This window comes from Pseudomonas sp. GW821-FHT07F01 (genome assembly GCF_059418825.1).
The window spans coordinates 593332-615029 of the sequence record NZ_JBWKQO010000002.1 but is presented as its reverse complement, the minus strand read 5'-3'; the positions used below and the strand labels follow the sequence as shown (position 1 = coordinate 615029).

The following is a 21698-nucleotide window of genomic DNA, read 5'->3' as shown; positions in this document are numbered from 1 at the left end:
CTACACATCCCGCTGTTGTAGGAGCCAGCTTGCCGGCGAAAGCGTCCTCAACCCCTGCACCAAACCCCTTGCCCACTCAACCGCTGCCGATCATGGCCGCGGCTGAAGTCCTGTAACGGCCCCTTCGGCACAATGCCTGTCGGATTGATGGTGGTGTGGCTGGCGTAGTAGTGCCCCTTGATGTGGGTAAAGTCCACGGTCTGGGCAATCCCCGGCCACTGGTACAGCTCCCGCAGCCAGTTCGACAGGTTCGGGTAATCGGCAATCCGCCGCAGGTTGCACTTGAAGTGGCTGTAGTACACCGCATCGAAGCGGATCAGGGTGGTGAACAGCCGCACATCGGCTTCGGTCAGGTACTCGCCGGCCAGGTAGCGCTGCGTGCCGAGCAGGGCCTCCAGCGCATCCAGTTCGGCGAAGACATCATCGAACGCCGTCTCATAAGCCTTTTGCGAGGTGGCGAACCCGGCGCGGTACACACCGTTGTTCAGTGCCGGATAGATGCGCCCGTTGAGCTCATCGACCTTGCTGCGCAAGGGTTGCGGATAGAAGTCCAGGGTATTGCCCGTCAAGCCGTCGAAGGCGCTGTTGAACATGCGGATGATTTCCGCCGATTCGTTGCTGACGATGCATTGGCGCTGTTTGTCCCACAGCACCGGTACGGTGACGCGGCCGGTGTAGTCCGCGGTGTCGGCGGTGTAGCGCTGGTGCATGAAGTCGAAGTGGTCCAGGGGGTCGCCGCTGGAGCCGTAGGCGGTGTCGAAGGTCCAGCCGTTCTCGCGCATCAGCCAGCTGACCACCGAGACGTCGATCAGCTTTTCCAGACCCTTGAGCTTGCGCAGGATCAGCGTGCGGTGGGCCCAGGGGCAGGCCAGGGAGACATAGAGGTGGTAGCGCCCGGCCTCGGCGGCGAAGCCGCCTTCACCGCTGGGGCCGGGGCGGCCATCGGCAGTGACCCAGTTGCGACGTTGCGCCTGTTCCCGTTGGAAGGCGCCGTCCTTGCCGCTTTCGTACCACTGGTCATGCCAGCGCCCTTCGATCAGCAGACCCATGAAATGCTCCTCGGCTGTTTTGCGTTGGAGTGCAGTCTATGCCCCTGGGTTCGAACAAAAAGCGCAAAGCATGGGCGGTTTTGATCGATTAAATCGATCTGTCCCGGGCATCCCAGTACTGCTGGGCCAGGGCGAAGGCTTGCTCCCGGGGCGTGCCCAGGCCGCGCAAGGCCAGGGCCATGGTGGCCAGCAGGGCCAGTTGCGGGTAGCTGTCTTCTACATCGCCGCGCCACAGCGCCTTGAGGTGCTCGGGTTCCAGGCTCGCAGGTTTCACATGGCGTTGCGCCGACAGTGCCGGCCATTCCTCGTCCCAACTGACGCCACCGGTGCTGCCGTACAGATGGCTGGCGCTGTCCGGGTTGATCTCGATCTCGCCGCCATCGCCCTTGATCACGATGACGTTGTCCCCCAGCAGGCCGCTGGCATCGCGGTGCACTGCCTGGTAGCCGGGGTGGAAGATGCTCTGCAGGCCGCAGCGGGCGCCCAGGGGGTTGAGGATTCGCGCCAGGGAATGGATCGGTGAGCGCAGGCCGAGGATGTTGCGCAGGTCGATCATGCGCTGCAGTTGCGGCGCCCAGTCCCCCAGGGGCATGAAGGCCAGGTTGCCCTGGTCCAGTGCCTGGCCGACCGCCTGCCAGTCACGGCACAGGGGAATCCCCAGGGGCTCCAGCAACTGCTCGGTGTACAGGCGACCGGCCGTATGGGCGCCGCCGCCGTGGAGCAGGATGCGCACGCCGTTTTGCGCCAGGCACTTGGCCGCCAGCAGGTACCAGGGCAGGTGGCGCTTCTTGCCGGCGTAGGTCGGCCAGTCGAGGTCCAGGGCAATCGCCGGGGCGTTCAGGCGTTCGCGCAAGGCTTCGGTGAAGCCCGCCAGCTCTTGCGGGCTTTCTTCCTTGTGCCGCAGCAGCATGAGGAAGGCGCCGAGCTGAGTGTCCTCGACCTGGCCGTCCAGCAGCATGCCCATGGCTTCCCGGGCTTCCTCGCGAGTCAGGTTGCGCGCGCCGCGCTTGCCCTTGCCGAGAATCCGCACGAATTGGGCGAAAGGGTGTTCTTCCGGGGTTTGGGTGAGCAAGGGGGCGAAATCGTTCATAGGCAATTGGTCGGCTTGGGCAGGCCCGCCAGCTTGGCGGCAAGTTTGGCGGGAGTGCCTTTGAAGAGTCGGTTCAGGTGCAGGCTGTTGCCCTTGTCCGGGCCCAGCTTGAGGGCGGTGTACTTGATCAGCGGGCGGGTGGCCGGGGACAGCTGGAATTCCCTGTAGAAGCCCTGGAGCAGTTCGAGGATTTCCCAGTGTTCCGCGCTCAGCTCAAGCTCTTCGTTGGCGGCCAGGGCTTGCGCCACGTCGGCGGACCAGTCGTCGAGGTTGACCAGGTAGCCGTCCTTGTCCAGTTCGATGGCGCGAGCGCCCACGGTCAGGGTACTCATAGCCAGGTGTTGACCTTGTCATGCTGAAGGGACAGCTCGACGAAGCCCGGGTAGTCCACCGCGCGGGCCCAGGCCGGCAGGGCCAGGCCGCGGGCGTTCAGGTCTTCTTCCAGCACGTACAGATTCAAGCCGCTACGGGTGCTCAGTTCGCTGCAAATGGCGCTGCCCGGTTGCAGGGCATAGGCGGCGTCGCCGCACAGCAGCAGGCCGTCGGCGCTGCCCAGCAGGCGCAGGCAACTGCTCAGGCGGGTGTCGGTGAAGGGCGAGTGGGACAACACATGCAAGGTCGACATCAGAGGGTAATCACCTGGTCAAAACGGTCGATGATCCCGGCCAGTTCCGGGGCGTCCAGCAGCTGTACATCGTCAAGACTCAAGCTCGCCGGGTCGAGGCCGCGGGCAGCGAGGCTGGCGCTGCAGGCAAACAGTTCGTCGACGCCGAACAGCGACAGCGCCTGCAGGTTGGCGCTCAGGTCTTTCTGGCGCAGCAGCGAGGCCTGTTGCCCGGGCGCCAGTTGCAGCACGCCATCATCGAGAAACAGCAGGCCGATGGGCAGGTCGAAGGCGCCGCCGGCCAGGACGATATCCAGCGCTTCACGGGCGCCGGGGCCGGACCACGGCGCCTGGCGGCTGATCAACAACAGGGATTTGGCCATGTCACGCCCCTCCAAAACAGATCAGGCGGTCGGCGGCCTGTACCGCGTCATGCAATTGCCCGAGCCCCGACAGCTCCCAGGGGGCTTCGACGCTCACCGACGTACGCTGGTAGCGCTGGGCTTCGTCAGCATTCAACACGCCCCGGCGCAGGGCTGCGGCGATGCACACCACGCCGTCCAGTTGATGCTGGCCGACAAACTCGCGCCATTCCCGAGGCAGGTCCTGTTCGTCCTGGGGCGTGACGATGCTGTTGGCGGCGTTGTACACGCCGTCCTGGTAGAAAAACAGCCGGACAATTTCATGCCCGCCCGCCAGCGCCGCCTGGGCGAACAGCAGGGCGCGGCGCGAGGAAGGCGCGTGGGCGGCAGAGAACAGGGCGATGGCGAACTTCATGACGGACTCGATGGATAAAACTGCGGCCATGATAAAGCTTTCTCCGAACATCGGCTAAACCCGTTTCGCCCCTGGGGCTCCGGTTCCAGGCATGCAGGACATATCGGGTAAAGCATTGCCCGGCCCCAAACCGCGAAGCGAGGGATAGACTCGCGCCTTCATTCAACCGGGGACAAGGAGCAAGGGATGATGGATCTGAATTCGGCGGTGGTAGTGGTCACGGGGGCCGGAAGAGGCCTGGGGGCCGCGCTGGCCATCAGCCTGGCGGACCAGGGCTGCAAGCTGATTCTCTGTGGGCGCAACCCCGAGGCCCTGGCGCAGGTCAGCGCGGCCATCGAGTCGCGTACCGGCAGCCCCGCCGATCAGGTGGTGGTGGACCTGGCCAGCAGCGACAGCGTCAAGGCCGCCCTGGCTGAGATCCACGTCCGCCACCCGCAAGTGGACATCCTGATCAACAACGGCGCCATGTGGCTGGAGGCCAGCGAGCAGCCCCACAGCGCCGCTGAAGTCACCGGGGTGATCGACGCTGCACTGAGTGGCACCTTCCTCCTGACCCAGGGCCTGCTGCCGGTGCTCAAGGCTTCCAAGCGCCCGGACATCGTCACCATCGGCTCCATCAGCGGCTTGCCCAATGCACCGCTGCACAGCGTGTCGCTGCCGTTCTATGCGGCCAAGCACGGGCAACTGGCCCTGGCCGATGGCCTGCGGCAAATGCTCAAGGGCACGCCGGTGCGTTCGCTGTGCGTGCACCCGCCGTACCTGGAAGATGTCTCGCCGCTGGATGAGGCCTGGCAGCAGATTCCGGCGCGGCAGAAGGGCGAGCAGGGCACCAACCGTGATGTGGTGGAGGCCGTGATCTTCGCCCTGACCCGGCCGCGGCATATCAGCCTGTCGTCGATCGTGATCGATACCGACAGCGGCGGCCTGTTCAGCTGATAGCCATGCTCAATGTCAGCGGTTCTTGTAGCCCAGTTGCCAGCGGCGGGGGATCTTCAATGACGCCACACCCAGCAGCACGGCAAACAACCCGCTGACATACAGTGCCTTGAGCCCCAGGTGCTGTTCCAGCAAGGCGCCCAGCACCGCCCCGGCGAACATGCCGCTCCAGGGCACCAGTTGCACCCGCCAGCCGTTGCGCCGGTCGCCGAGCATCCAGCGCCCCAGGCCGCGGCCAAAGCGTGAGAGGGCGCCGGTGACGTAGGTCAGGCCGATGGGCAGGCCGTTCACTTCCTCCACCGCGGCGTTGAGCATGCCCATGGCAATGATGGCCGCCAGCAGGGCCGGCAGTTGCTGCTCGAAAGGCCAGGCAGCAGAGGCGCAGAGCAACGCGCCGATGCTCAGCAGCAAGGGCAGGGCACGGTGCCCGGCCAGGCGGCTGACCACCACGCCCAGGGCGTTACCGACGATAAAGGTCGCCACCAGGAGCAGCAGGCGCAGTACCAGGCCCGGTTCGCCATCGCTGATGGCTACGGCCATGCGCGTGGTGTTGCCGCTCATGAAGGAAACGAAATCCCCGGTGGCCATGAAGCCGATGGCGTCGGTCATCCCCGCCAGCACCGAAAGGCAGGCCACCAGCCCGAGGCCGACCCGTCCGCGCCATTTCTGCGCGTGCTGCAGGGCTGCGCTGGCCGATTGCGTGGAAGTCGAAGGCAACATCGTCGGTTCTCCTGAACAGGGACTGCGAGGGGCGCGTGCGGGTCAAGGCCGAGGGTCAAGGTGGTGCAGGGTGCAGTACTCGTCCCACGGCATGCCGGCCATCTCCGCCACTTCCCGGTGCACCTCAAGGCGCTGGACGTGGAATTCCTCGGGGTTGGCAGCGGTCAGTTGCAGGCTCAGTTCCCAGGCGAACAGCCCCAGGCGTTCGGCTTCGGCCTCGAAGGCTTCATGCAGGCGTTCGGCGCGGTACTGCGCCGGGGTTTCGCCCCGGGCCCGGGCTTCCAGGGGGTTGAGGTTGTCCAGCTGTTCGCGCAGCTCGGGGCGCTGTTCGAGAAACGTGACCAAGGCCTGTTCATGCGGGTGTTGATCGATTGCCATGAAGACTCCCGGAAAAAGCGCCACGCCAGGGCGCAAGACTGAATGGGTTACGGCCGGATGCTCAAGGCAGGTTCGGCTGAGCGGCCATCAAGCCACGCAGCCGCGCCAGATCCTTGCACGGGATGACATAGGTGCGCGCCAGCCGGTCGCCGATGCGCTGGCCGCGGCTTGATTCGCAGCAGATCAGCAGGGTCACCGGGCTGATGGCCGCTTCGAAGGGACGGGTCGCCGAGCGGATCAATACCTGCAACAGCGAGGGGGGCTGGCCGATGCCATTGATCACTTGCAGGCCGCAAAGGGCCTTGCCGGCGGTGTAGCCACGCCACAGGTATTCGTTGAGGGGAAAATACAGGCACCAGGTGGCCAGCAGGCACCAGGTGGAGAATTGCTCCATATCCGGGTATTGGAGGCGTTCGGCCAGTCGGCACAGGACAAACCACAGCAGCAGTACCAGCAGGCCGTCGACCAGGTAAGCCAGAATGCGCCGGACGATCAGGCCGGCTCTCGATACTTCCATGCACTGCCCCAAAGACTACGCCCTGTATTGAGCGCCCTATTGTAAGGCCTAAAGCCCCTGCGGGGGCGAGGCTTCACAGGGATGTGAAAAAAACGTGAAAAATAATTAGAACCTTTTGCTTTTGGCTTCCCTCGAAAAGGCTCCTGCAGCATTTGCCTTATTCAAACAGGGAGATCTACACACGATGTCAAAGGTATTCGCAACCCTTCTGGCCAGCACCTCTGCAGCCACCTTGCTGGCCCTTTCCAGCAGCGCCATGGCCGCCCCGGCCACCGGGCCGATTTCCACCCTGGGTATCCTCGGTAGCTACAACGACTTCAAGCTCGAAGGCGGTAGTGAAAGCGACAAGGAGCACCTGGGTGAAGGGGGTGTGTTCTACAACTTCGGCAACAAGATGACCGCCGAATCGGGCCTGATCTACCAGGCCGGGGTCGAGGCCAAGTTCGGCAAGAAGCACGACAACAAGCTCAAGGAAGGCCAGGCCGACCTCGACCTGGGCTGGCGCGCGGCCCTGGATGCACGCAACTTTGTCGATGTGCTGGTGGGGGGTGGCTACACCTGGACCCGCTACGAGCCGGACACCGGCGACTACGACATGAAGCTCACCAACAAGTCGCCCTTCGCCAAGGCCGCCCTGGGCTACAACCACCAGTTCGACGACCTGACCATGCGCGTCGAGCTGGGGGCGCGCCACACCATCAACGGCAAGGCGCGGCTCAAGGTGGATGACGTCGGCAGCGACACCGTGGACCTCAAGGACCGCACCAACCCTTACGCCGAGGTGAATTTCTTGATGAACCAGAACGGCTCGCTGCCGGTCATGGCCGGGGTCTATTACACCCGCACCGAGTACAAGCTGGACGAAGATACGCCTGTGGCTGACAACACCAAGCTCAAGCGTAACGAGTATGGCTTCAAGGTTGGCCTGACCTTCTAAGGGTAGCCGCCCGTTCCAAGCTGCAAGAGAGCCGCCGGTGCCCGTCTTTCGATGGGGCCGGCGGTTGTGCTTTCAGCTGACGATGGGGTGTTCGCGGCCGATCTCGCTGCGCAACTGGGCGATCAGGTGCAGGCAGTGGGTGAGGCCCGGCGAGGGCTCGCCGACGCGGCGGCTGAGGATGATCGGCGAGGTGGCCTCGGCCTCCAGTAGCGGGCAGAAGCCGATGTCGTCACGGTGCAGCACCTGCACCGAGGCCGGTACCAGGGTAATGCCGATGCCGGCGCCCACCAGGCCGATGGCGGTCTGCAGTTCATTGGTCCACTGGGCGATCTTCAGGTTCAGGCCGCGGGCACTGAACAGCGCGATCACATGGTCGGCGTAGCTCGGGCGCGGGTTGGCCGGGTACAGCACGAAAGGCTCCTCCGCCAGTTGCGCCAGGCTTACCGGTTGCCCCAGCAGCGGGTGGCCGGCGGGCAGGGCGACCACCAGGCGGTCTTCGGTCAGCACCTTCTGCACGATGGCCGGGTCGTCGATATGGATACGCCCGAAGCCGATATCGATGCGCCCGGCCTTCAAGGCTTCCACCTGCTGCAGGGTAGTCATCTCCGACAGGCCCAGTTCCAGTTCCAGGGTGCCGTTGCTGCGCAGGCGGCGGATCAGTTGCGGCAGCACGCCGTACAGGGTCGAGGGGGCAAAGCCGATGCCCAGCCAGGTCTTGTGCCCCAGGCCGATGCGCCGGGTGTTGTCGCAGACCTTGCCCAACTGCTCCAGTACCCGGTTGGAATGCTCGTAGAAAAACCGCCCGGCGGCGGTCAGGCGCAGCGGTCGGCCACGCTCCAGCAGCAGCACCCCCAACTCGTCTTCCAGTTGCTGGATCTGCCGGCTCAACGGCGGCTGGGCGATGTGCAGGCGCTCGGCGGCGCGGGTGAAATTGAGGGTTTCCCCCAGCACCTGGAAATAGCGCAGATGACGCAGTTCCATGACAGCTCCCCAGTGGTGAAGTGCATACCTTAAAGGTATCAAGCCAGACCAATTCTATATTGGAACCCCGGAAAAAGCCGGGACAGAATCGCTGGCAGAACTTCAAGAACCTGATGGGTATGGAAATGCACGCTTCTGCCATTGAATCGATCGAGACGATCATCGTCGATCTGCCGACCATCCGCCCCCACAAGCTGGCCATGCACACCATGCAGAACCAGACCCTGGTGCTGATCCGCCTGCGCTGCGCCGACGGCATCGAAGGCCTGGGGGAATCCACCACCATCGGTGGCCTGGCCTATGGCAATGAAAGCCCGGACAGCATCAAGACCAATATCGACCGTTTCGTCGCGCCGCTGCTGATCGGCCAGGACGCCAGCAACATCAACGCCGCCATGCTGCGCCTGGAGCAGAGCATCCGCGGCAACACCTTCGCCAAATCCGGTATCGAAAGCGCCTTGCTCGACGCCCAGGGCAAGCGCCTCGGGCTGCCGGTCAGCGAACTGCTGGGCGGCCGGGTGCGCGATGCGCTGCCGGTGGCCTGGACCCTGGCCAGCGGCGACACCGCCAAGGACATCGCCGAAGCGCAGAAGATGCTCGACCTGCGCCGCCACCGCATCTTCAAGCTGAAGATCGGCGCCGGTGAAGTGGACCGCGACCTGGCCCACGTGATCGCCATCAAGAAGGCCCTGGGCGACAGCGCCAGCGTGCGGGTCGACGTCAACCAGGCCTGGGACGAAGCCGTGGCCCTGCGCGCCTGCCGCATCCTCGGCGGCAATGGCATCGACCTGATCGAACAACCGATTTCGCGCAACAACCGCGCCGGCATGGTGCGCCTGAATGCCAGCAGCCCGGCGCCGATCATGGCCGACGAATCCATCGAGTGCGTGGAAGACGCCTTCAACCTGGCCCGGGAAGGGGCGGCCTCGGTATTCGCCCTGAAGATCGCCAAGAACGGCGGCCCTCGCGCCACCCTGCGCACCGCGGCAATTGCCGAGGCGGCGGGCATCGGCCTGTACGGCGGCACCATGCTCGAGGGCGGCATCGGCACCCTGGCCTCGGCCCACGCCTTCCTGACCCTGAACAAACTGAGCTGGGACACCGAACTGTTCGGCCCGCTGCTGCTGACCGAGGACATCCTCGCCGAGCCGCCGGTGTACCGGGATTTCCACCTGCATGTCTCAAAGGCACCGGGCCTCGGCCTGAGCCTGGACGAAGAGCGCCTGGCGTTCTTCCGTCGCGACAAAACCACCCCCGTGCTGCATCACACCTGAGGAGGGCTGCATGCTATTCCACGTGAAAATGACCGTGAACCTGCCGGTCGACATGAACCCCGAGCGCGCCGCGCAGCTGAAAGCCGACGAAAAGGCCCTGGCCCAACGCCTGCAGGCCGAAGGCAAGTGGCGCCACCTGTGGCGCATCGCCGGGCTGTACGCCAACTACAGCGTGTTCGACGTCGACAGCGTGCAGGAATTGCACGACACCCTGATGCAATTGCCGCTGTACCCCTACATGGCCATCGAAGTTGACGCCATGTGCAGGCATCCTTCGTCCATTCATGAGGATGACCGCTGAGCCCGTGCCAGCCCGTTCACCACTCTAATAAATACAAGATGAGGATTAATCATGAACGTCAGAATTTCCCACACTGCCAGCGCCCAGCAGTTTCTTGAAGAAGCCAGCGGCCAGTTCACCGAGGGCGGCAACCCCCGGGCCAAGGCCATCATCTACCGCATCCTGCGGGATTCGGTGAACATCATCGAAGACCTGGAGATCACCCCGGAAGAGTTCTGGAAGGCCGTCAACTACCTCAACGTTCTCGGCGCCCGCCAGGAAGCCGGGCTACTGGCCGCAGGCCTGGGCCTGGAGCATTACCTGGACCTGCTGATGGACGCCGCCGACGAACAGGTGGGCAAGACCGGCGGCACCCCGCGCACCATCGAAGGCCCGCTGTACGTGGCCGGTGCACCGCTGAGCCAGGGCGAAGCGCGCCTGGACGACGGCGTCGACCCGGGGGTGGTGCTGTTCATGCAGGGGCAGGTTCGCAACACCGCCGGCGAGCCACTGGCCGGGGCCATCGTCGATGTCTGGCACGCCAACACCGGCGGCACCTATTCCTACTTCGACGGCAGCCAGTCGGAGTTCAACCTGCGCCGGCGCATCGTCACCGACGCCGAGGGCCGCTACCGCTTTCGCAGCATCGTGCCGTCCGGCTACGGTTGCCCGCCGGATGGCCCGACCCAGCAACTGCTGGACCAACTGGGCCGCCATGGCCAGCGCCCGGCGCACATCCACTTCTTCATCTCCGCCGATGACCATCGCCACCTGACCACCCAGATCAACCTGGATGGCGACCAGTACCTGCACGACGATTTTGCCTACGCCACTCGCGACGAGCTGATCGCCCAGATCACCTTCAGCGAAGACCAGGCTCGGGCCAAGGCCCTGGGGGTCAGCGGGCGCTTTGCCGAGATCGAGTTCGACTTCACCCTGCAGTCTTCGGCCCAGCCGCAAGAGCAGCAGCGCCACGAACGGGTCCGCGCCCTGGAGGATTGAAGCGCCGACCGTGCCTGGCCCGGCCACGGAGCACCGACCCAGGTGCCCGTGGCTTTTGCCGTTATGCCGGGCCTGACGAGACTGCGCTGCGTGCCTGAAGCGCAGACCCAATAAGAACCATCAGAGTGACCCGATCATGCAGATGCATCTGTTGAGTGAGCGCAGCAGCGTGTTTGTTCAAGCCGATCCCTATGCCGTATCCGGTTACGTCAACCAGCACGTGGGCAGCCACTGCATCCGCCTGCCCCGGGCCGGCCATCCCCAGGCCAGCCTGCAGCACCGGGCTCTGGCCAGCCTGGATTTGTGCAGCATCAGCTACGGCGCCAGCGTGCGCGTCACCTCGCCGGCCCTGGAAAGCATCTACCACTTGCAAGTACTGCTGCGGGGCCACTGCCGGTGGCGTGGCCCGGGCCAGGAGCACTACTTCGCCCCGGGGGAACTGCTGCTGATCAACCCCGACGACCCGGTGGACCTGACCTATTCCGACGACTGCGAAAAATTCATCATCAAGATTCCCACCCACCTGGTGGAAAACGCCTGCCAGGAACAGCGCTGGCAGTACCCGGGGCAGGGCGTGCGCTTTCTGCGCCAGCGCTACCAACTGCAGGAACTGGAAGGCTTCGTGCCCTTGCTGAGCCTGCTGTGCCAGGAAGCCGAAGCCCTGGAAAGCATGCCCAAGGTCCAGGAGCACTACGCGCACATCCTGGTGGGCAAACTGCTGGGGCTGATGCAGACCAACGTGCAGCGCGGTGCCCTGGGCGCCTCGGCGGCGACCTTCGAACGGATTGCCGACTACATCGAACGCAACCTCAAGCACGACATCGGCTGCGAAGAACTGGCGCAACAGGCGCGCATGAGCCTGCGCTCGTTGTACGCGCTGTTCGAGCGCAACGCCCGCACCACGCCGAAGAACTACATCCGCCAGCAGAAACTGCAACGGGTGCACGCCTGCCTCAGCGACCCGCACAGCCCGGTGCGCAACGTTACCGAACTGGCCCTGGACTTCGGCTTTTTGCACCTGGGCCGCTTCGCCCAGAGCTACCGCCAGCAATACGGCGAACTGCCCTCCGACACCCTCAAGCGTCGGCACTGATCCTCTGGCATCGGCCTCTTGTAGGAGCTGGCTTGCCAGCGAAGAGGCCTGCAGGCTCAGCACCCCATCCAAGGGCCTTTTCGCCGGCAAGCCGGCTCCTACACAGGCCACGTCGGCGCTTTTGCAGAAAACGGATACAGGTCTGCACGCATTGGCTATTGCCCGTTCCAAGCCCGCCCTAGCATGGCCCTGCCTGAATAAAAACAATGGAGGCGGCGGCCATGTCCCTGCGACCCGAATACCTGCATTCCCTGCTTGAAGAAGACCCCGACCAGGGCGTCTACCGCTGCAAGCGGGAGATGTTCACCGACCCCCGGCTGTTCGACCTGGAGATGCAGCACATCTTCGAAGGCAACTGGCTGTACCTGGCCCACGAAAGCCAGATCCCCAACCCCAACGACTACTACAGCACCACCATGGGCCGGCAGCCGGTGTTCATCGCGCGCAACAAGAACGGCGAGCTCAATGCCTTCATCAACGCCTGCAGCCATCGCGGCGCCATGCTCTGCCGGCACAAGACCGGCAACAAGGCCTCCTTCACCTGCCCGTTCCACGGCTGGACCTTCAACAACACCGGCAAGCTGCTCAAGGTCAAGGACCCGGCCGCCGCCGGCTACCCGGCCAGCTTCAACTGCGAAGGCTCCCACGACCTGACCCGCGTCGCGCGCTTCGAGGCCTACCGTGGCTTCCTGTTCGGCAGCCTCAACCCCGACGTGCTGCCCCTGGTGGAGCACCTGGGGGAGTCGGCGAAGATCATCGACATGATCGTCGACCAGTCCGCCGACGGCCTGGAAGTGCTGCGCGGTTCCTCCAGCTACATCTACGAAGGCAACTGGAAGCTCACCGCCGAGAACGGCGCCGACGGCTACCACGTCAGCTCGGTGCACTGGAACTACGCCGCCACCCAGAACCAGCGCAAGCAGCGCGAGGCCGGGGAAGACATCCGCACCATGAGCGCCGGCACCTGGGCCAAGCAGGGTGGCGGTTTCTACTCCTTCGACAAGGGCCACATGCTGCTCTGGACCCGCTGGTCCAACCCCGAGGACCGCCCGCTCTACGAGCGCCGCGACGAGCTGGTCCGGGACTTCGGCCAGGCCCGCGCCGACTGGATGATCGAGAACTCGCGCAACCTGTGCCTGTATCCGAACCTCTACCTGATGGACCAGTTCAGCTCGCAGATCCGCATTGCCCGGCCGATCTCCGTGGACCGCACCGAAATCACCATCTACTGCATCGCCCCCAAGGGCGAGAGCGACGAAGCCCGGGCCCGGCGCATCCGCCAGTACGAAGACTTCTTCAACGTCAGCGGCATGGCCACCCCGGACGACCTGGAGGAATTCCGCTCCTGCCAGCTCGGCTACCAGGGCAGCACCACGGCCTGGAACGACATGTCCCGCGGCGCCGAGCATTGGGTCCAGGGGGCGGACGACGCAGCGAAAGAAATCGACCTGCAACCGATCCTCAGCGGGGTGCGCACCGAGGACGAAGGCCTGTTCGTGATGCAGCACAAGTACTGGCAGCAAACCATGCTCGCGGCCCTGGAGCTTGAAGCCTCTCGCCGGATCGACGTGGAGGCCGTGCAATGACCATTTCCTACGACGCCGTGCGCGATTTCCTGTATCGCGAAGCCCGCTACCTGGACGACAAGGACTGGGACAGCTGGCTGGAACTCTACGCCCCGGACGCCACCTTCTGGATGCCCTCCTGGGACGACAGCGACCAGTTGACCGAAGACCCGCAGCGGGAAATCTCGCTGATCTGGTACGGCAACCGCAGCGGCCTGGAAGACCGGGTGTTCCGCATCAAGACCGAACGCTCCAGCGCCAGCATTCCCGACACCCGCACCTCCCACAACCTGAGCAATATCGAGCTGCTGGAGCAGGGCGACGGCCAGTGCAAGCTGCGCTTCAACTGGCACACCCTGAGCTTTCGCTACAAGACCGTGGACAGCTACTTCGGCTGCAGCTTCTACACCCTCGACCTGCGGGGCGAAAACCCGCTGATCCTGGCCAAGAAAGTCATCCTGAAGAACGACTATGTTCGCCAGGTCGTCGATATCTACCACCTCTGAGGCGACTGCCATGAGCCATCAAATCGCACTCAATTTCGAAGACGGCGTGACCCGTTTCGTCAACGCCAACCCGGGCGAAACCGTGGCTGACGCCGCCTACCGCCAGGGCATCAATATTCCCCTGGACTGCCGCGACGGCGCCTGCGGCACCTGCAAGTGCCTGGCCGAGGCGGGGCGCTACGAGCTGGGGGAGGACTACATCGAGGACGCGCTGAGCGCCGACGAGGCCGAGCAGGGTTTTGTCCTCACCTGCCAGATGCGCGCCTTGAGCGACTGCGTGGTGCGGGTGCCGGCCTCGTCCCAGGTCTGCCGGGCCGGGCAGGCCACCTTCCAGGCCAGCATCAGCGCGGTGCGCCAGTTGTCCGACAGCACCATCGCCCTGTCGATCAAGGGCGAGGCCCTGAACCAGCTGGCGTTCCTGCCGGGGCAGTACGTCAACCTCGGCGTGCCTGGCAGCGAGCAGACCCGCGCCTATTCCTTCAGCTCCCTGCAGCGCGATGGCGAAGTCAGTTTCCTGATCCGCAATGTGCCCGGCGGCCTGATGAGCAGCTTCCTCACCTGTCTCGCCAAAGCCGGCGACAGCATGACCCTGGCCGGGCCCCTGGGCAGCTTCTACCTGCGGGACATCCGCCGGCCCTTGCTGTTGCTGGCCGGTGGCACCGGGCTGGCGCCGTTCACCGCGATGCTGGAGAAAATCGCCGAGCAGGGCAGCGAGCACCCGTTGCATTTGATCTATGGCGTGACCAACGATTTCGACCTGGTGGAACTGGAGCGCCTGGAAGACTTTGCCGCGCGCATCCCGCAGTTCAGCTTCAGCGCCTGCGTGGCCAACCCCGAAAGCCAGTACCCGCGCAAGGGCTACGTGACCCAGCACATCGAACCGGCGCACCTCAATCAGGGCGATGTGGATGTCTACCTGTGCGGGCCGCCGCCAATGGTGGAGGCGGTGAGCCAGTTCATCCGCGAACAGGGCATCGCCCCGGCGAACTTCTACTACGAGAAGTTCGCCGCCAGCGCCGCCTGAAGAGCGCCTCGCCGCTGTAGGAGCTGGCTTGCCAGCGAAGGCGTCCATCAGGGTGCTGCAAGGCTCGCGGGCCCCTTCGCCGGCAAGCCGGCTCCTACGGAATCCCACACGGCAAGCCATAGCGTTGTAGGAGCTGGCTTGCCAGCGAAGGCGTCCACAAGAGCGCTGCTAGGCTCAAGGGCCTCTTCGCCGGCAAGCCGGCTCCTACGGGATCCCACACGGCAAGCCATAGCGTTGTAGGAGCTGGCTTGCCAGCGAAGGCGTCCACAAGGGCGCTGCAAGACTTAAGGGCCCTTTCGCCGGCAAGCCGGCTCCTACGTTGGGTGGTGTTCTCCCTATCTTTTTGCATTCACGAGGTTTCCATGAACCGTTTCCACAACCAAGTCGCCCTGGTCACCGGCGCCGCCCAGGGCATCGGCCGTCGCGTTGCCGAACGCCTGGCCGAGGAGGGCGCTCGCGTGGTGCTGGTGGATCGCTCCGAACTGGTCTTCGAACTGGCCGCTGCACTCAGCCCCCGCTACCCGGTGCTGGCCCTGACCGCCGACCTGGAGCAGTACAGCGAATGCAGCCGCATCATGGCCGCCGCCATCGACCACTTCGGCCGCCTCGACATCCTCATCAACAACGTCGGCGGCACCATCTGGGCCAAGCCCTTCGAGCACTACGAGCCGGCGCAGATCGAAGCCGAAGTGCGCCGCTCATTGTTCCCCACCCTGTGGTGCTGCCACGCCGCCTTGCCGCAGATGCTGGAGCAGGGCAGCGGCGCCATCGTCAACGTTTCCTCCATCGCCACCCGCAGCCTCAACCGCGTACCCTACGGCGCGGCCAAGGGCGGCATCAACGCACTCACTGCATGCCTGGCTTTTGAAACCGCCGGCCGCGGCGTGCGGGTCAACGCCACCGCTCCCGGCGGCACCGAGGCACCGCCGCGGCGCATTCCGCGCAACAGCGCCGAGCCCAGTACCGAAGAGCAGGCCTGGTACCAGCAGATCGTCGACCAGACCCTGGATAGCAGCCTGATGCACCGCTACGGCAGCGTTGACGAGCAGGCGGCGGCGATCCTGTTCCTGGCCTCCGACGAAGCCTCCTATATCACCGGCACGGTGCTGCCGGTGGGCGGCGGCGATCAGGGCTGAACGAGGGGCGAACTGGACGCCCCTACCTGTGGCTGGCCACGGCGGTGCTTATGCAGCTGGCCAGCCCGAGGGCCTCTATGGCTGCGGTGGAATGGGGTAGGGCAAGGTGATCGGCGGTGCATCCTGCAGTTGCCGCGAAGACTGCGCCATCAGATAACCGATGATCTGCGCCGAGCTCAGCTCGATATGCAACATATCTTGATCGCCAAACCACTCGTTGGGCCAGAAGATCAGGTCCGAGGCATTGGCCTCGGGGAAGTTGGTTTCCAGCAGGTTCAGGGCGTAATCCGTATCAGACTCCGTGCCTTCGCACAGGCAGATGAAATCCGCCAGGGCGCAGGCCTCGGCGAAGCTCAGGTCGTCAACGTAGCGCTCCTGATGAAAGGCCGTGCGCAGAAAGTTCGCCGCGCTGGTATGGCTGTGCATATCGCGAAATTCGTGGAACTCGAAAGGTCGGCCGGCGTGGCTGTTCCATTGTTCGATCAGCACACTGATCTCGGGGCTTTCCCGTTCCTGGTTGTCCCAGATGCGGTCGAGGATCTGCTTCAGCAAGCCCTTCATCAGCGCACGTATTTTCGGCGTGGCGGGTGTTGGTTTCAGCCGTTCCGGCATGGCCATGGGTGTCTCCCTGATTGTCATTTCGTTTGTAGGAGTCGGCTGCCGACGAAGGCGATCTTACGGATGCTTTCGCCGGCAAGCCGGCTCCTACGGGGGCGTGCTTGTGTAGGCGCTGGCTTGCCAGCGAATACGCCCGCAAGGCCGCCCCCATTCCCGAGCGGCGCACAGGATAGGCCCTTCGCGCCGCCGACTAAAGCGCCGGCCCCAGCAACAACAATGCACACAGCCCGCCCTCAGGCCGATTGCGCAACTCCAGGCGACCGCCGATCTTGCTGACGATCATCTGCACAATCGCCAGCCCCAGCCCGGCGCCATTGGCGTTGCCCTGGCTGTAGAAGCGCTCCAGCAAACGCTCGCGCTGCTGCTCGTCGATACCCGGCCCCGCATCTTCCACACACAGGTGCATCGCGCCGTCCGCCTGAGGTCGCAGGCCGACCCGTACCTCGCTGCCCGCTGGGGCAAAGTTCAGGGCGTTGGTCACCAGGTTCTGCAGGGCGATGGCCAGGGCCACCGGGTCGGTAGCGATCAGGCAGCCTTCGTCGCCTTCCAGCACCAGTTCGACGTCTTTCTCCAGGGCCAGGGGCGTCAGTTCCGCCAGCTCTTCGCGCACCAGGGCGCTGAGGTCGATGCGGCTCAGGCGCGGGCTGTTCAGCTGTGGCTCGATGCGGGCCATGGTCAGCAACTGGCTGCCGATGCGGGTGGCGCGGTCGACGCCGCTCACCAGAAAGTCCAGGGCTTCCCGGCGCTGCTCCGGGCTGCTGGCACTCTGGGCGTTCTGCGCATGAATCCGCAGGATCGCCAGGGGCGTGCGCAGTTCATGGGCGGCGTCGGCGATAAAGCGCCGCTCGCGCTCCAGCAGGCTGTCGATCTGGGCCAACAACTGGTTGAGGGCGGTCTGCATCGGCTCCAGGTCCTGGGGCAGGGGCTTGAGCCCGAGCGGCTGCAAGGTGTCGCTGCTGCGCCCGCGAATGGCCCGGGCCATGGCCCGCAGCGGCGCCAGGCCCCAGCCGATGGTCAGCCAGATCAGCAGCGCCAGCAGCGGCACGCCGATCAGGGTCGGCCACAGGGTATGGCGGACGATGCGCTGGATCAGGTCCTGGCGGATGTCATCGCGCTCGCCAACCCAGATCAGCAAGCCCTGCTGTGGGTCGGCCAGCAGGAAGGCGCACCAGTCCTTGCCGTTTTCCAGGATGTCGTGGGCCCCCAGGGTGGTGGGAGGAGCCTCCAGCAGCGGGGCCTCGGCGGAGCGCATCAGCAACTGGCCATCGTCGCGCCAGACCTGGAAGGTCAGGCGGGTTTCATAGGGGTGGGCCGCGCCTGCCACGCCGACCCGGCTCATGGCCTGGTCGAAGGCCTGGTGCAGGCGCTCCCAGTCCGCCGCGTCCGGCTTTTGAGCCGGGTCGCGCTGGCGCAGCACCCCTTGCAGCAGGCGCGCGCTCTGGGCCAGCTGGGCGTCGTAGACCTCTTCGATTTCGTGGTGGCTGTCGCGCAGCACCAGCCAGCTGATCAGCAGGTCCCCCAGCAGCACCAGCACCAGGACCGGCAGCAGGATCCGCGTGCGCACCGAGTTCATGGCTTGAGCGCCAGCACGTAACCGACGCCGCGCACGGTGCGGATCAGCTCGCTGCAGAGCTTCTTGCGCAGGTTATGGATCAGTACTTCCAGGGTGTTGCTCTCGACCCGGTCCTGCCAGCCGTACAGCGCCCGGGACAGGCGCTCGCGGGTCACCACCTTGCCCGGGCGCACCATCAGCTGGTGCAGCAACTGGTATTCCATGGGCGTCAGCACCACTTCGTTGTCTTGGTAGTGCACCTGCTGGTTGGCCGGGTCGAGGCGGATGCCGGCGTGTTCCAGCAGCGGCTGGGCACGACCCTGGCTGCGGCGCAGCAGGGCGCGGACCCGGGCCTTGAATTCCTCGACATCGAAGGGCTTGACCAGGTAGTCGTCGGCCCCGGCATCCAGCCCGGCGATGCGCTCGGCGGTGCCGTCGCGGGCGGTGAGGATCAGCACCGGCAGGTCCTGCTGGGCGGCGCGCAATTGCTGCAGCAGTTCGAGGCCGTCGAGCCGCGGCAGGCCCAGGTCCAACAGCAACAGGTCGAAGCTTTCGGTGCGCAGAGCGTGCAGGGCGCTGGCGCCGTCCTGCAGCCAGTCCAGGGTGTAGCCTTCGGCGCTCAGCGCCACGCGAATGCCCTGGCCGAGGGCACGATCATCTTCGACAAGCAGCAGGCGCATGGGCGGTTCTCGGTAGGGCGAGGGGGCAGGGAAGGGGCGCATGATGACGCCGGCCAGGGTCCGTCGGCAGGGGTTTTTAGCGGGGAAAATGTTACCGCGCGTTGCCAACTAAGCTTTCACTAAGCTTGGTTTTGCACAGTGGAATCTCCCCCATCACCGGAGCGTTTTCCATGCGCAAGATCCTCCTGCTGTCCCTGGTTCTCGCCAGCCCCCTGGCCCTCGCCGGCCCGCAATGCACCACCGCCGAACGCTCGCAATGGCAGGATCAGAAGGCCTTCCAGGAACAGCTCAAGGCCCAGGGCTACCAGATCAGCAAGTTCAAGGTCACCGACGGCAACTGCTACGAGATCTACGGCTTCGACAAGGACAAGCGCAAGGTCGAGATCTACCACGACCCGGTCACCGGCAAAGCGGTGAAGACCGAGATCAAAGGCTGATGCCAGAGGCTTCCCTGCGGCTCTGGGACCCGCTGGTGCGACTGTTTCACCTGTCCATCGCCGGGGTCTTTATCGGCAACTACTTCTTCAATGAAGCCGGTGACGACTGGCACGTCTGGCTCGGCTACTACGCCATGGCCTGGCTGCTGTTGCGCACAGCCTGGGGATTTGTCGGGCCGCGCAGTGCGCGCTGGTCCGACTTCTGGCCGACCCGGGCCCGGCTGGCGCGGCACCTGCGCTCGCTGCTGGCCGGGCGTCCCGAGCATCGCCTGGGGCATTCGCCCCTCGGGGCTTTGGTGATGCTGCTGATGCTGCTGGCCCTGCTGCTGATCGGCATCAGCGGTTTCCTGATGCAAGAGATCGATGCCCTGTGGGGCGCCGACTGGCCGCTGCAAGTGCATGAGACCAGCGCCGATGTGCTGCTGGGGCTGGTGCTGTTGCACCTGTGCGCGGCGATTTTTGAAAGCCTGCAGGTGCGCGACAACCTGCCGTTGTCGATGCTCACCGGCCGCCGCCGGCCCTTGCCGCGCAGTGATAAGCGCTAATGGTTTTTCCCTTGTTCCCACTCTGTATTTGCCACGGGCTCCTGTATGCGTGCGCTGTCCTTTCGCCTGATCTTCCTCTGCAGCAGCCTGCTCTTGGCCGCCGTCTTTATTGCCGCCTGGCGCAGCCATCCGCCTCACCAACTGGCGCCGTTTGCCCAGGCCGCCGTCGGCAGCGATGCGGCTAAAGCCAACAGCACGCCGCAATACAACAGCCGCTTCGTCTCTTCGGACCTGGATGACTTCGTGCATTCCTCCTCGGTGACCGCCTTGCCCGGCGGCGACCTGATGGCCGTGTGGTTCGCCGGCTCCCGGGAAGGCGCCGCCGACGTCCAGGTGCGCAGCGCACGCTTTGACGCCCAGAGCGGCGAGTGGGGCGCCGAGCAAGTGCTGGCCACCCGCGAATCGACCCGTGACGGCACCGGGCGCTATATCCGCAAGCTCGGCAACCCGGTGATCGCCCTGGGCCCGGACCAGCGCCTGTGGATGTTTTACGTTTCGGTGTCGGTGGGCGGCTGGGCCACCAGCGCCATCAACCTGATGGTTTCCGATGACCTGGGGCGCAGCTGGTCGGCGCCGCGACAGCTGGTGACCTCGCCGTTCTTCAACATCAGCACCCTGGTGCGCGCCGCGCCGGTGTTCCATGCCGACGGCTCGATCGGCCTGCCGGTGTACCACGAGTTCATGGGCAAGTTCGCCGAGTACCTGTACCTGAGCGCCGATGGCGCGGTGATCGACAAATTCCGCATCAGCCGTGGCAAGCACTCCCTGCAACCGACCATCGTGCCCCTGGACGAACGCCGCGCCGTGGCCATGCTACGCTACGCCGGCGACACCCACCACAAGGTCCTGGCCAGCCGCACCGAAGACGCCGGGCAGACCTGGAGCGAGCCCTATCCGTTGCAACCGTCCAACCCCAACTCATCGCTGGCGGCGGTGGGCACCGACGACCAGGGCCTGCTGGTGGCACTCAACGACCTGCAGGACGGGCGCTTCAAACTCAGCCTGTACGGCACCGATGCCGGCCTCAGCCAATGGCGCCCGCTGGTGGAACTGGACCAGTCCCCCGATCCCCTGGGCCAGCCGTTTTCCCACGAGGCCTACAAGGACATCATCGGCGAAGGCTTTCGTGCCTCCAGCGGCGCCCGGCGTCTGCCCCTGGAACAGCGCTTCCTGAGCAACCTCGACTACCGGTTGTGCAAGCCCCAGGGCTGCGACTTCGAGTACGAATACCCCTACTTCAGCCGCGGGACGGACGGCCTGTACCACCTGGTCTATTCCTGGAACAACACCTTTATCAAGCACGTCAGCTTCAACGCGGCGTGGCTGGCGGAGCGCTTGTGATGATGTCGCTATGGCAAGCCCATCTGAGTTTTATCCTCCTGGGCTTTGTGCTGCTCGGCAGCCTGCGAGTGACCGCGCCCTGGCGGCCCTGGCTGCTGCCGGTGCTGGCGCTGGTCAGCTTTATTCCACTGAACCAGCTGCCGCTGGCGGCCTATGTACGCAGCTTCACCGATGATCTGGCCATCAGCACCCTGGTGCTGCTGGGCTGGGTCAGCCTGCGGCACTTGGGGGTGATTGCGCCCTTGCCAGCCAAACACCGGGTGCAGGTCCTGCTGCTGTTTATCGGCCTGACCCTGAGCCTGTACCCCGCGACCCTGGGCCTGACCTACCTCGACCCCTACCGCTGGGGCTACAACCCACGGCCGATGATCGTGCTGATGGGCCTGGCGGCGCTGGTGCTGCTGTGGCAGCGCAACCTGCTGGGGGTACTGATGCTGGCGGCCGGGACCCTGGCCTTTGCCCTGCGTCTGAAGCCTTCGGAAAACTACTGGGACTACCTGCTGGACCCGCTGCTGGCGGGCTATTGCCTGATCGCCGGCAGCGGCGGGCTGCTGCTGTGGCTGTGGCGCCGCTTCGCCCAGCGCAGCCGCGGGCAACCCCTTGCCGGGTAAACCAACAGGCCGCGCCGCGGCCTTCGACAACACCACACAGAGGTC

The 21698-nt window shown here is 65.1% G+C and carries 27 protein-coding genes; 14 read left to right on the top strand and 13 right to left on the bottom strand.

Annotated features, from left to right (window positions below):
* Positions 1-47: 47 nt before the first annotated feature.
* The 6 genes from AC07R1_RS08945 to tusD all read right to left on the bottom strand — a co-directional run bounded on the left by AC07R1_RS08945 (position 48) and on the right by tusD (position 3520).
* On the bottom strand, positions 48-1049 hold the full coding sequence (locus AC07R1_RS08945) for a glutathione S-transferase family protein (protein WP_495110440.1): 1002 nt from the start codon (positions 1047-1049) through the stop codon (positions 48-50).
* An 88-nt stretch (positions 1050-1137) separates the two neighbouring features.
* Positions 1138-2139: a glycosyl transferase family protein gene (locus AC07R1_RS08940; RefSeq protein ID WP_495110439.1), complete on the bottom strand. Its 1002-nt coding sequence runs from the start codon at positions 2137-2139 to the stop codon at positions 1138-1140.
* Positions 2136-2471: a TusE/DsrC/DsvC family sulfur relay protein gene (locus tag AC07R1_RS08935; RefSeq protein ID WP_011062160.1), complete on the bottom strand. Its 336-nt coding sequence runs from the start codon at positions 2469-2471 to the stop codon at positions 2136-2138. The genes AC07R1_RS08940 and AC07R1_RS08935 overlap by 4 nt, the downstream gene beginning before the upstream one ends.
* Positions 2468-2764: a sulfurtransferase complex subunit TusB gene (tusB, locus tag AC07R1_RS08930; RefSeq protein WP_065363243.1), complete on the bottom strand. Its 297-nt coding sequence runs from the start codon at positions 2762-2764 to the stop codon at positions 2468-2470. Before tusB ends, AC07R1_RS08935 begins: the two co-directional genes overlap by 4 nt.
* Complete coding sequence (gene tusC / locus AC07R1_RS08925) at positions 2764-3126, bottom strand: sulfurtransferase complex subunit TusC (RefSeq protein WP_015636278.1); 363 nt, start codon at positions 3124-3126, stop codon at positions 2764-2766. Before tusC ends, tusB begins: the two co-directional genes overlap by 1 nt.
* A 1-nt stretch (position 3127) precedes the next feature.
* Positions 3128-3520, bottom strand: coding sequence for a sulfurtransferase complex subunit TusD (gene tusD, locus AC07R1_RS08920; RefSeq protein ID WP_019092899.1), 393 nt, complete (start codon positions 3518-3520; stop codon positions 3128-3130).
* A 186-nt stretch (positions 3521-3706) separates the two neighbouring features.
* On the opposite strand from tusD, the gene AC07R1_RS08915 reads away from it, so the two are divergent.
* Positions 3707-4456: an SDR family oxidoreductase gene (locus AC07R1_RS08915; RefSeq protein ID WP_401336045.1), complete on the top strand. Its 750-nt coding sequence runs from the start codon at positions 3707-3709 to the stop codon at positions 4454-4456.
* 15 nt (positions 4457-4471) lie between these two features.
* Here the strand turns inward: AC07R1_RS08915 and AC07R1_RS08910 are convergent, their stop codons facing one another.
* The 3 genes from AC07R1_RS08910 to AC07R1_RS08900 all read right to left on the bottom strand — a co-directional run bounded on the left by AC07R1_RS08910 (position 4472) and on the right by AC07R1_RS08900 (position 6071).
* Positions 4472-5176 (bottom strand): YoaK family protein, encoded by a 705-nt coding sequence (locus tag AC07R1_RS08910; RefSeq protein ID WP_065363244.1) that lies wholly within the window; start codon positions 5174-5176, stop codon positions 4472-4474.
* A gap of 42 nt (positions 5177-5218) precedes the next feature.
* A complete protein-coding gene (locus AC07R1_RS08905) occupies positions 5219-5554 on the bottom strand; it encodes a DUF6388 family protein (protein WP_220222931.1) in 336 nt (111 codons plus the stop codon).
* A 61-nt stretch (positions 5555-5615) separates the two neighbouring features.
* Positions 5616-6071, bottom strand: coding sequence for an RDD family protein (locus AC07R1_RS08900; protein ID WP_495110438.1), 456 nt, complete (start codon positions 6069-6071; stop codon positions 5616-5618).
* 184 nt (positions 6072-6255) lie between these two features.
* Between AC07R1_RS08900 and AC07R1_RS08895 the strand changes: the two genes are divergently transcribed.
* Positions 6256-7008 (top strand): outer membrane beta-barrel protein, encoded by a 753-nt coding sequence (locus AC07R1_RS08895; protein WP_011062152.1) that lies wholly within the window; start codon positions 6256-6258, stop codon positions 7006-7008.
* 72 nt (positions 7009-7080) lie between these two features.
* Here AC07R1_RS08895 and AC07R1_RS08890 read toward each other — a convergent pair whose 3' ends face one another.
* Positions 7081-7989 carry a LysR family transcriptional regulator gene (locus AC07R1_RS08890; RefSeq protein WP_495110437.1) on the bottom strand — a complete coding sequence of 303 codons (909 nt, stop codon included), beginning with the start codon at positions 7987-7989 and terminating at the stop codon, positions 7081-7083.
* A gap of 125 nt (positions 7990-8114) precedes the next feature.
* Here AC07R1_RS08890 and AC07R1_RS08885 point away from each other — a divergent pair, with 125 nt between their 5' ends.
* The 8 genes from AC07R1_RS08885 to AC07R1_RS08850 all read left to right on the top strand — a co-directional run bounded on the left by AC07R1_RS08885 (position 8115) and on the right by AC07R1_RS08850 (position 15869).
* Positions 8115-9263: a muconate cycloisomerase family protein gene (locus tag AC07R1_RS08885; RefSeq protein ID WP_011062150.1), complete on the top strand. Its 1149-nt coding sequence runs from the start codon at positions 8115-8117 to the stop codon at positions 9261-9263.
* 10 nt (positions 9264-9273) lie between these two features.
* Positions 9274-9564, top strand: coding sequence for a muconolactone Delta-isomerase (catC, locus tag AC07R1_RS08880; protein ID WP_011062149.1), 291 nt, complete (start codon positions 9274-9276; stop codon positions 9562-9564).
* 51 nt (positions 9565-9615) lie between these two features.
* Positions 9616-10545, top strand: a complete 930-nt coding sequence (gene catA / locus AC07R1_RS08875) for a catechol 1,2-dioxygenase (RefSeq protein WP_011062148.1) — start codon at positions 9616-9618, stop codon at positions 10543-10545.
* A gap of 136 nt (positions 10546-10681) precedes the next feature.
* The gene (locus AC07R1_RS08870; RefSeq protein ID WP_011062147.1) at positions 10682-11638 is read left to right on the top strand and encodes an AraC family transcriptional regulator; all 957 of its coding nucleotides are present in this window, start codon (positions 10682-10684) and stop codon (positions 11636-11638) included.
* Between the two features lie 221 nt (positions 11639-11859).
* Positions 11860-13224, top strand: coding sequence for a benzoate 1,2-dioxygenase large subunit (gene benA, locus AC07R1_RS08865; protein ID WP_495110436.1), 1365 nt, complete (start codon positions 11860-11862; stop codon positions 13222-13224).
* Positions 13221-13709, top strand: a complete 489-nt coding sequence (benB, locus tag AC07R1_RS08860) for a benzoate 1,2-dioxygenase small subunit (protein WP_011062145.1) — start codon at positions 13221-13223, stop codon at positions 13707-13709. The genes benA and benB overlap by 4 nt, the downstream gene beginning before the upstream one ends.
* A 10-nt stretch (positions 13710-13719) precedes the next feature.
* Positions 13720-14733, top strand: a complete 1014-nt coding sequence (gene benC / locus AC07R1_RS08855; RefSeq protein ID WP_495110435.1) for a benzoate 1,2-dioxygenase electron transfer component BenC — start codon at positions 13720-13722, stop codon at positions 14731-14733.
* Between the two features lie 362 nt (positions 14734-15095).
* Positions 15096-15869 (top strand): 1,6-dihydroxycyclohexa-2,4-diene-1-carboxylate dehydrogenase, encoded by a 774-nt coding sequence (locus AC07R1_RS08850; RefSeq protein ID WP_283995278.1) that lies wholly within the window; start codon positions 15096-15098, stop codon positions 15867-15869.
* Positions 15870-15944: 75 nt separating this feature from the next.
* Here the strand turns inward: AC07R1_RS08850 and AC07R1_RS08845 are convergent, their stop codons facing one another.
* The 3 genes from AC07R1_RS08845 to AC07R1_RS08835 form a co-directional block, all read right to left on the bottom strand.
* Entirely contained in the window at positions 15945-16487 is a 543-nt protein-coding gene (locus AC07R1_RS08845) for a hypothetical protein (RefSeq protein WP_492617242.1), read from the bottom strand.
* A gap of 190 nt (positions 16488-16677) precedes the next feature.
* The gene (locus AC07R1_RS08840; protein WP_401400913.1) at positions 16678-18060 is read right to left on the bottom strand and encodes an ATP-binding protein; all 1383 of its coding nucleotides are present in this window, start codon (positions 18058-18060) and stop codon (positions 16678-16680) included.
* Positions 18057-18719: a response regulator gene (locus AC07R1_RS08835; RefSeq protein WP_019092959.1), complete on the bottom strand. Its 663-nt coding sequence runs from the start codon at positions 18717-18719 to the stop codon at positions 18057-18059. Before AC07R1_RS08835 ends, AC07R1_RS08840 begins: the two co-directional genes overlap by 4 nt.
* Positions 18720-18889: 170 nt before the next feature.
* Between AC07R1_RS08835 and AC07R1_RS08830 the strand changes: the two genes are divergently transcribed.
* The 4 genes from AC07R1_RS08830 to AC07R1_RS08815 are packed head-to-tail and all read left to right on the top strand — an operon-like array spanning position 18890 to position 21653.
* Positions 18890-19156 carry a PepSY domain-containing protein gene (locus tag AC07R1_RS08830; protein ID WP_041752407.1) on the top strand — a complete coding sequence of 89 codons (267 nt, stop codon included), beginning with the start codon at positions 18890-18892 and terminating at the stop codon, positions 19154-19156.
* The gene (locus AC07R1_RS08825; protein ID WP_495110434.1) at positions 19156-19701 is read left to right on the top strand and encodes a cytochrome b/b6 domain-containing protein; all 546 of its coding nucleotides are present in this window, start codon (positions 19156-19158) and stop codon (positions 19699-19701) included. Before AC07R1_RS08830 ends, AC07R1_RS08825 begins: the two co-directional genes overlap by 1 nt.
* Positions 19702-19746: 45 nt before the next feature.
* The gene (locus AC07R1_RS08820; RefSeq protein ID WP_495110433.1) at positions 19747-21042 is read left to right on the top strand and encodes a sialidase family protein; all 1296 of its coding nucleotides are present in this window, start codon (positions 19747-19749) and stop codon (positions 21040-21042) included.
* Entirely contained in the window at positions 21042-21653 is a 612-nt protein-coding gene (locus tag AC07R1_RS08815; protein ID WP_495110432.1) for a hypothetical protein, read from the top strand. The genes AC07R1_RS08820 and AC07R1_RS08815 overlap by 1 nt, the downstream gene beginning before the upstream one ends.
* Positions 21654-21698 lie beyond the last annotated feature (45 nt).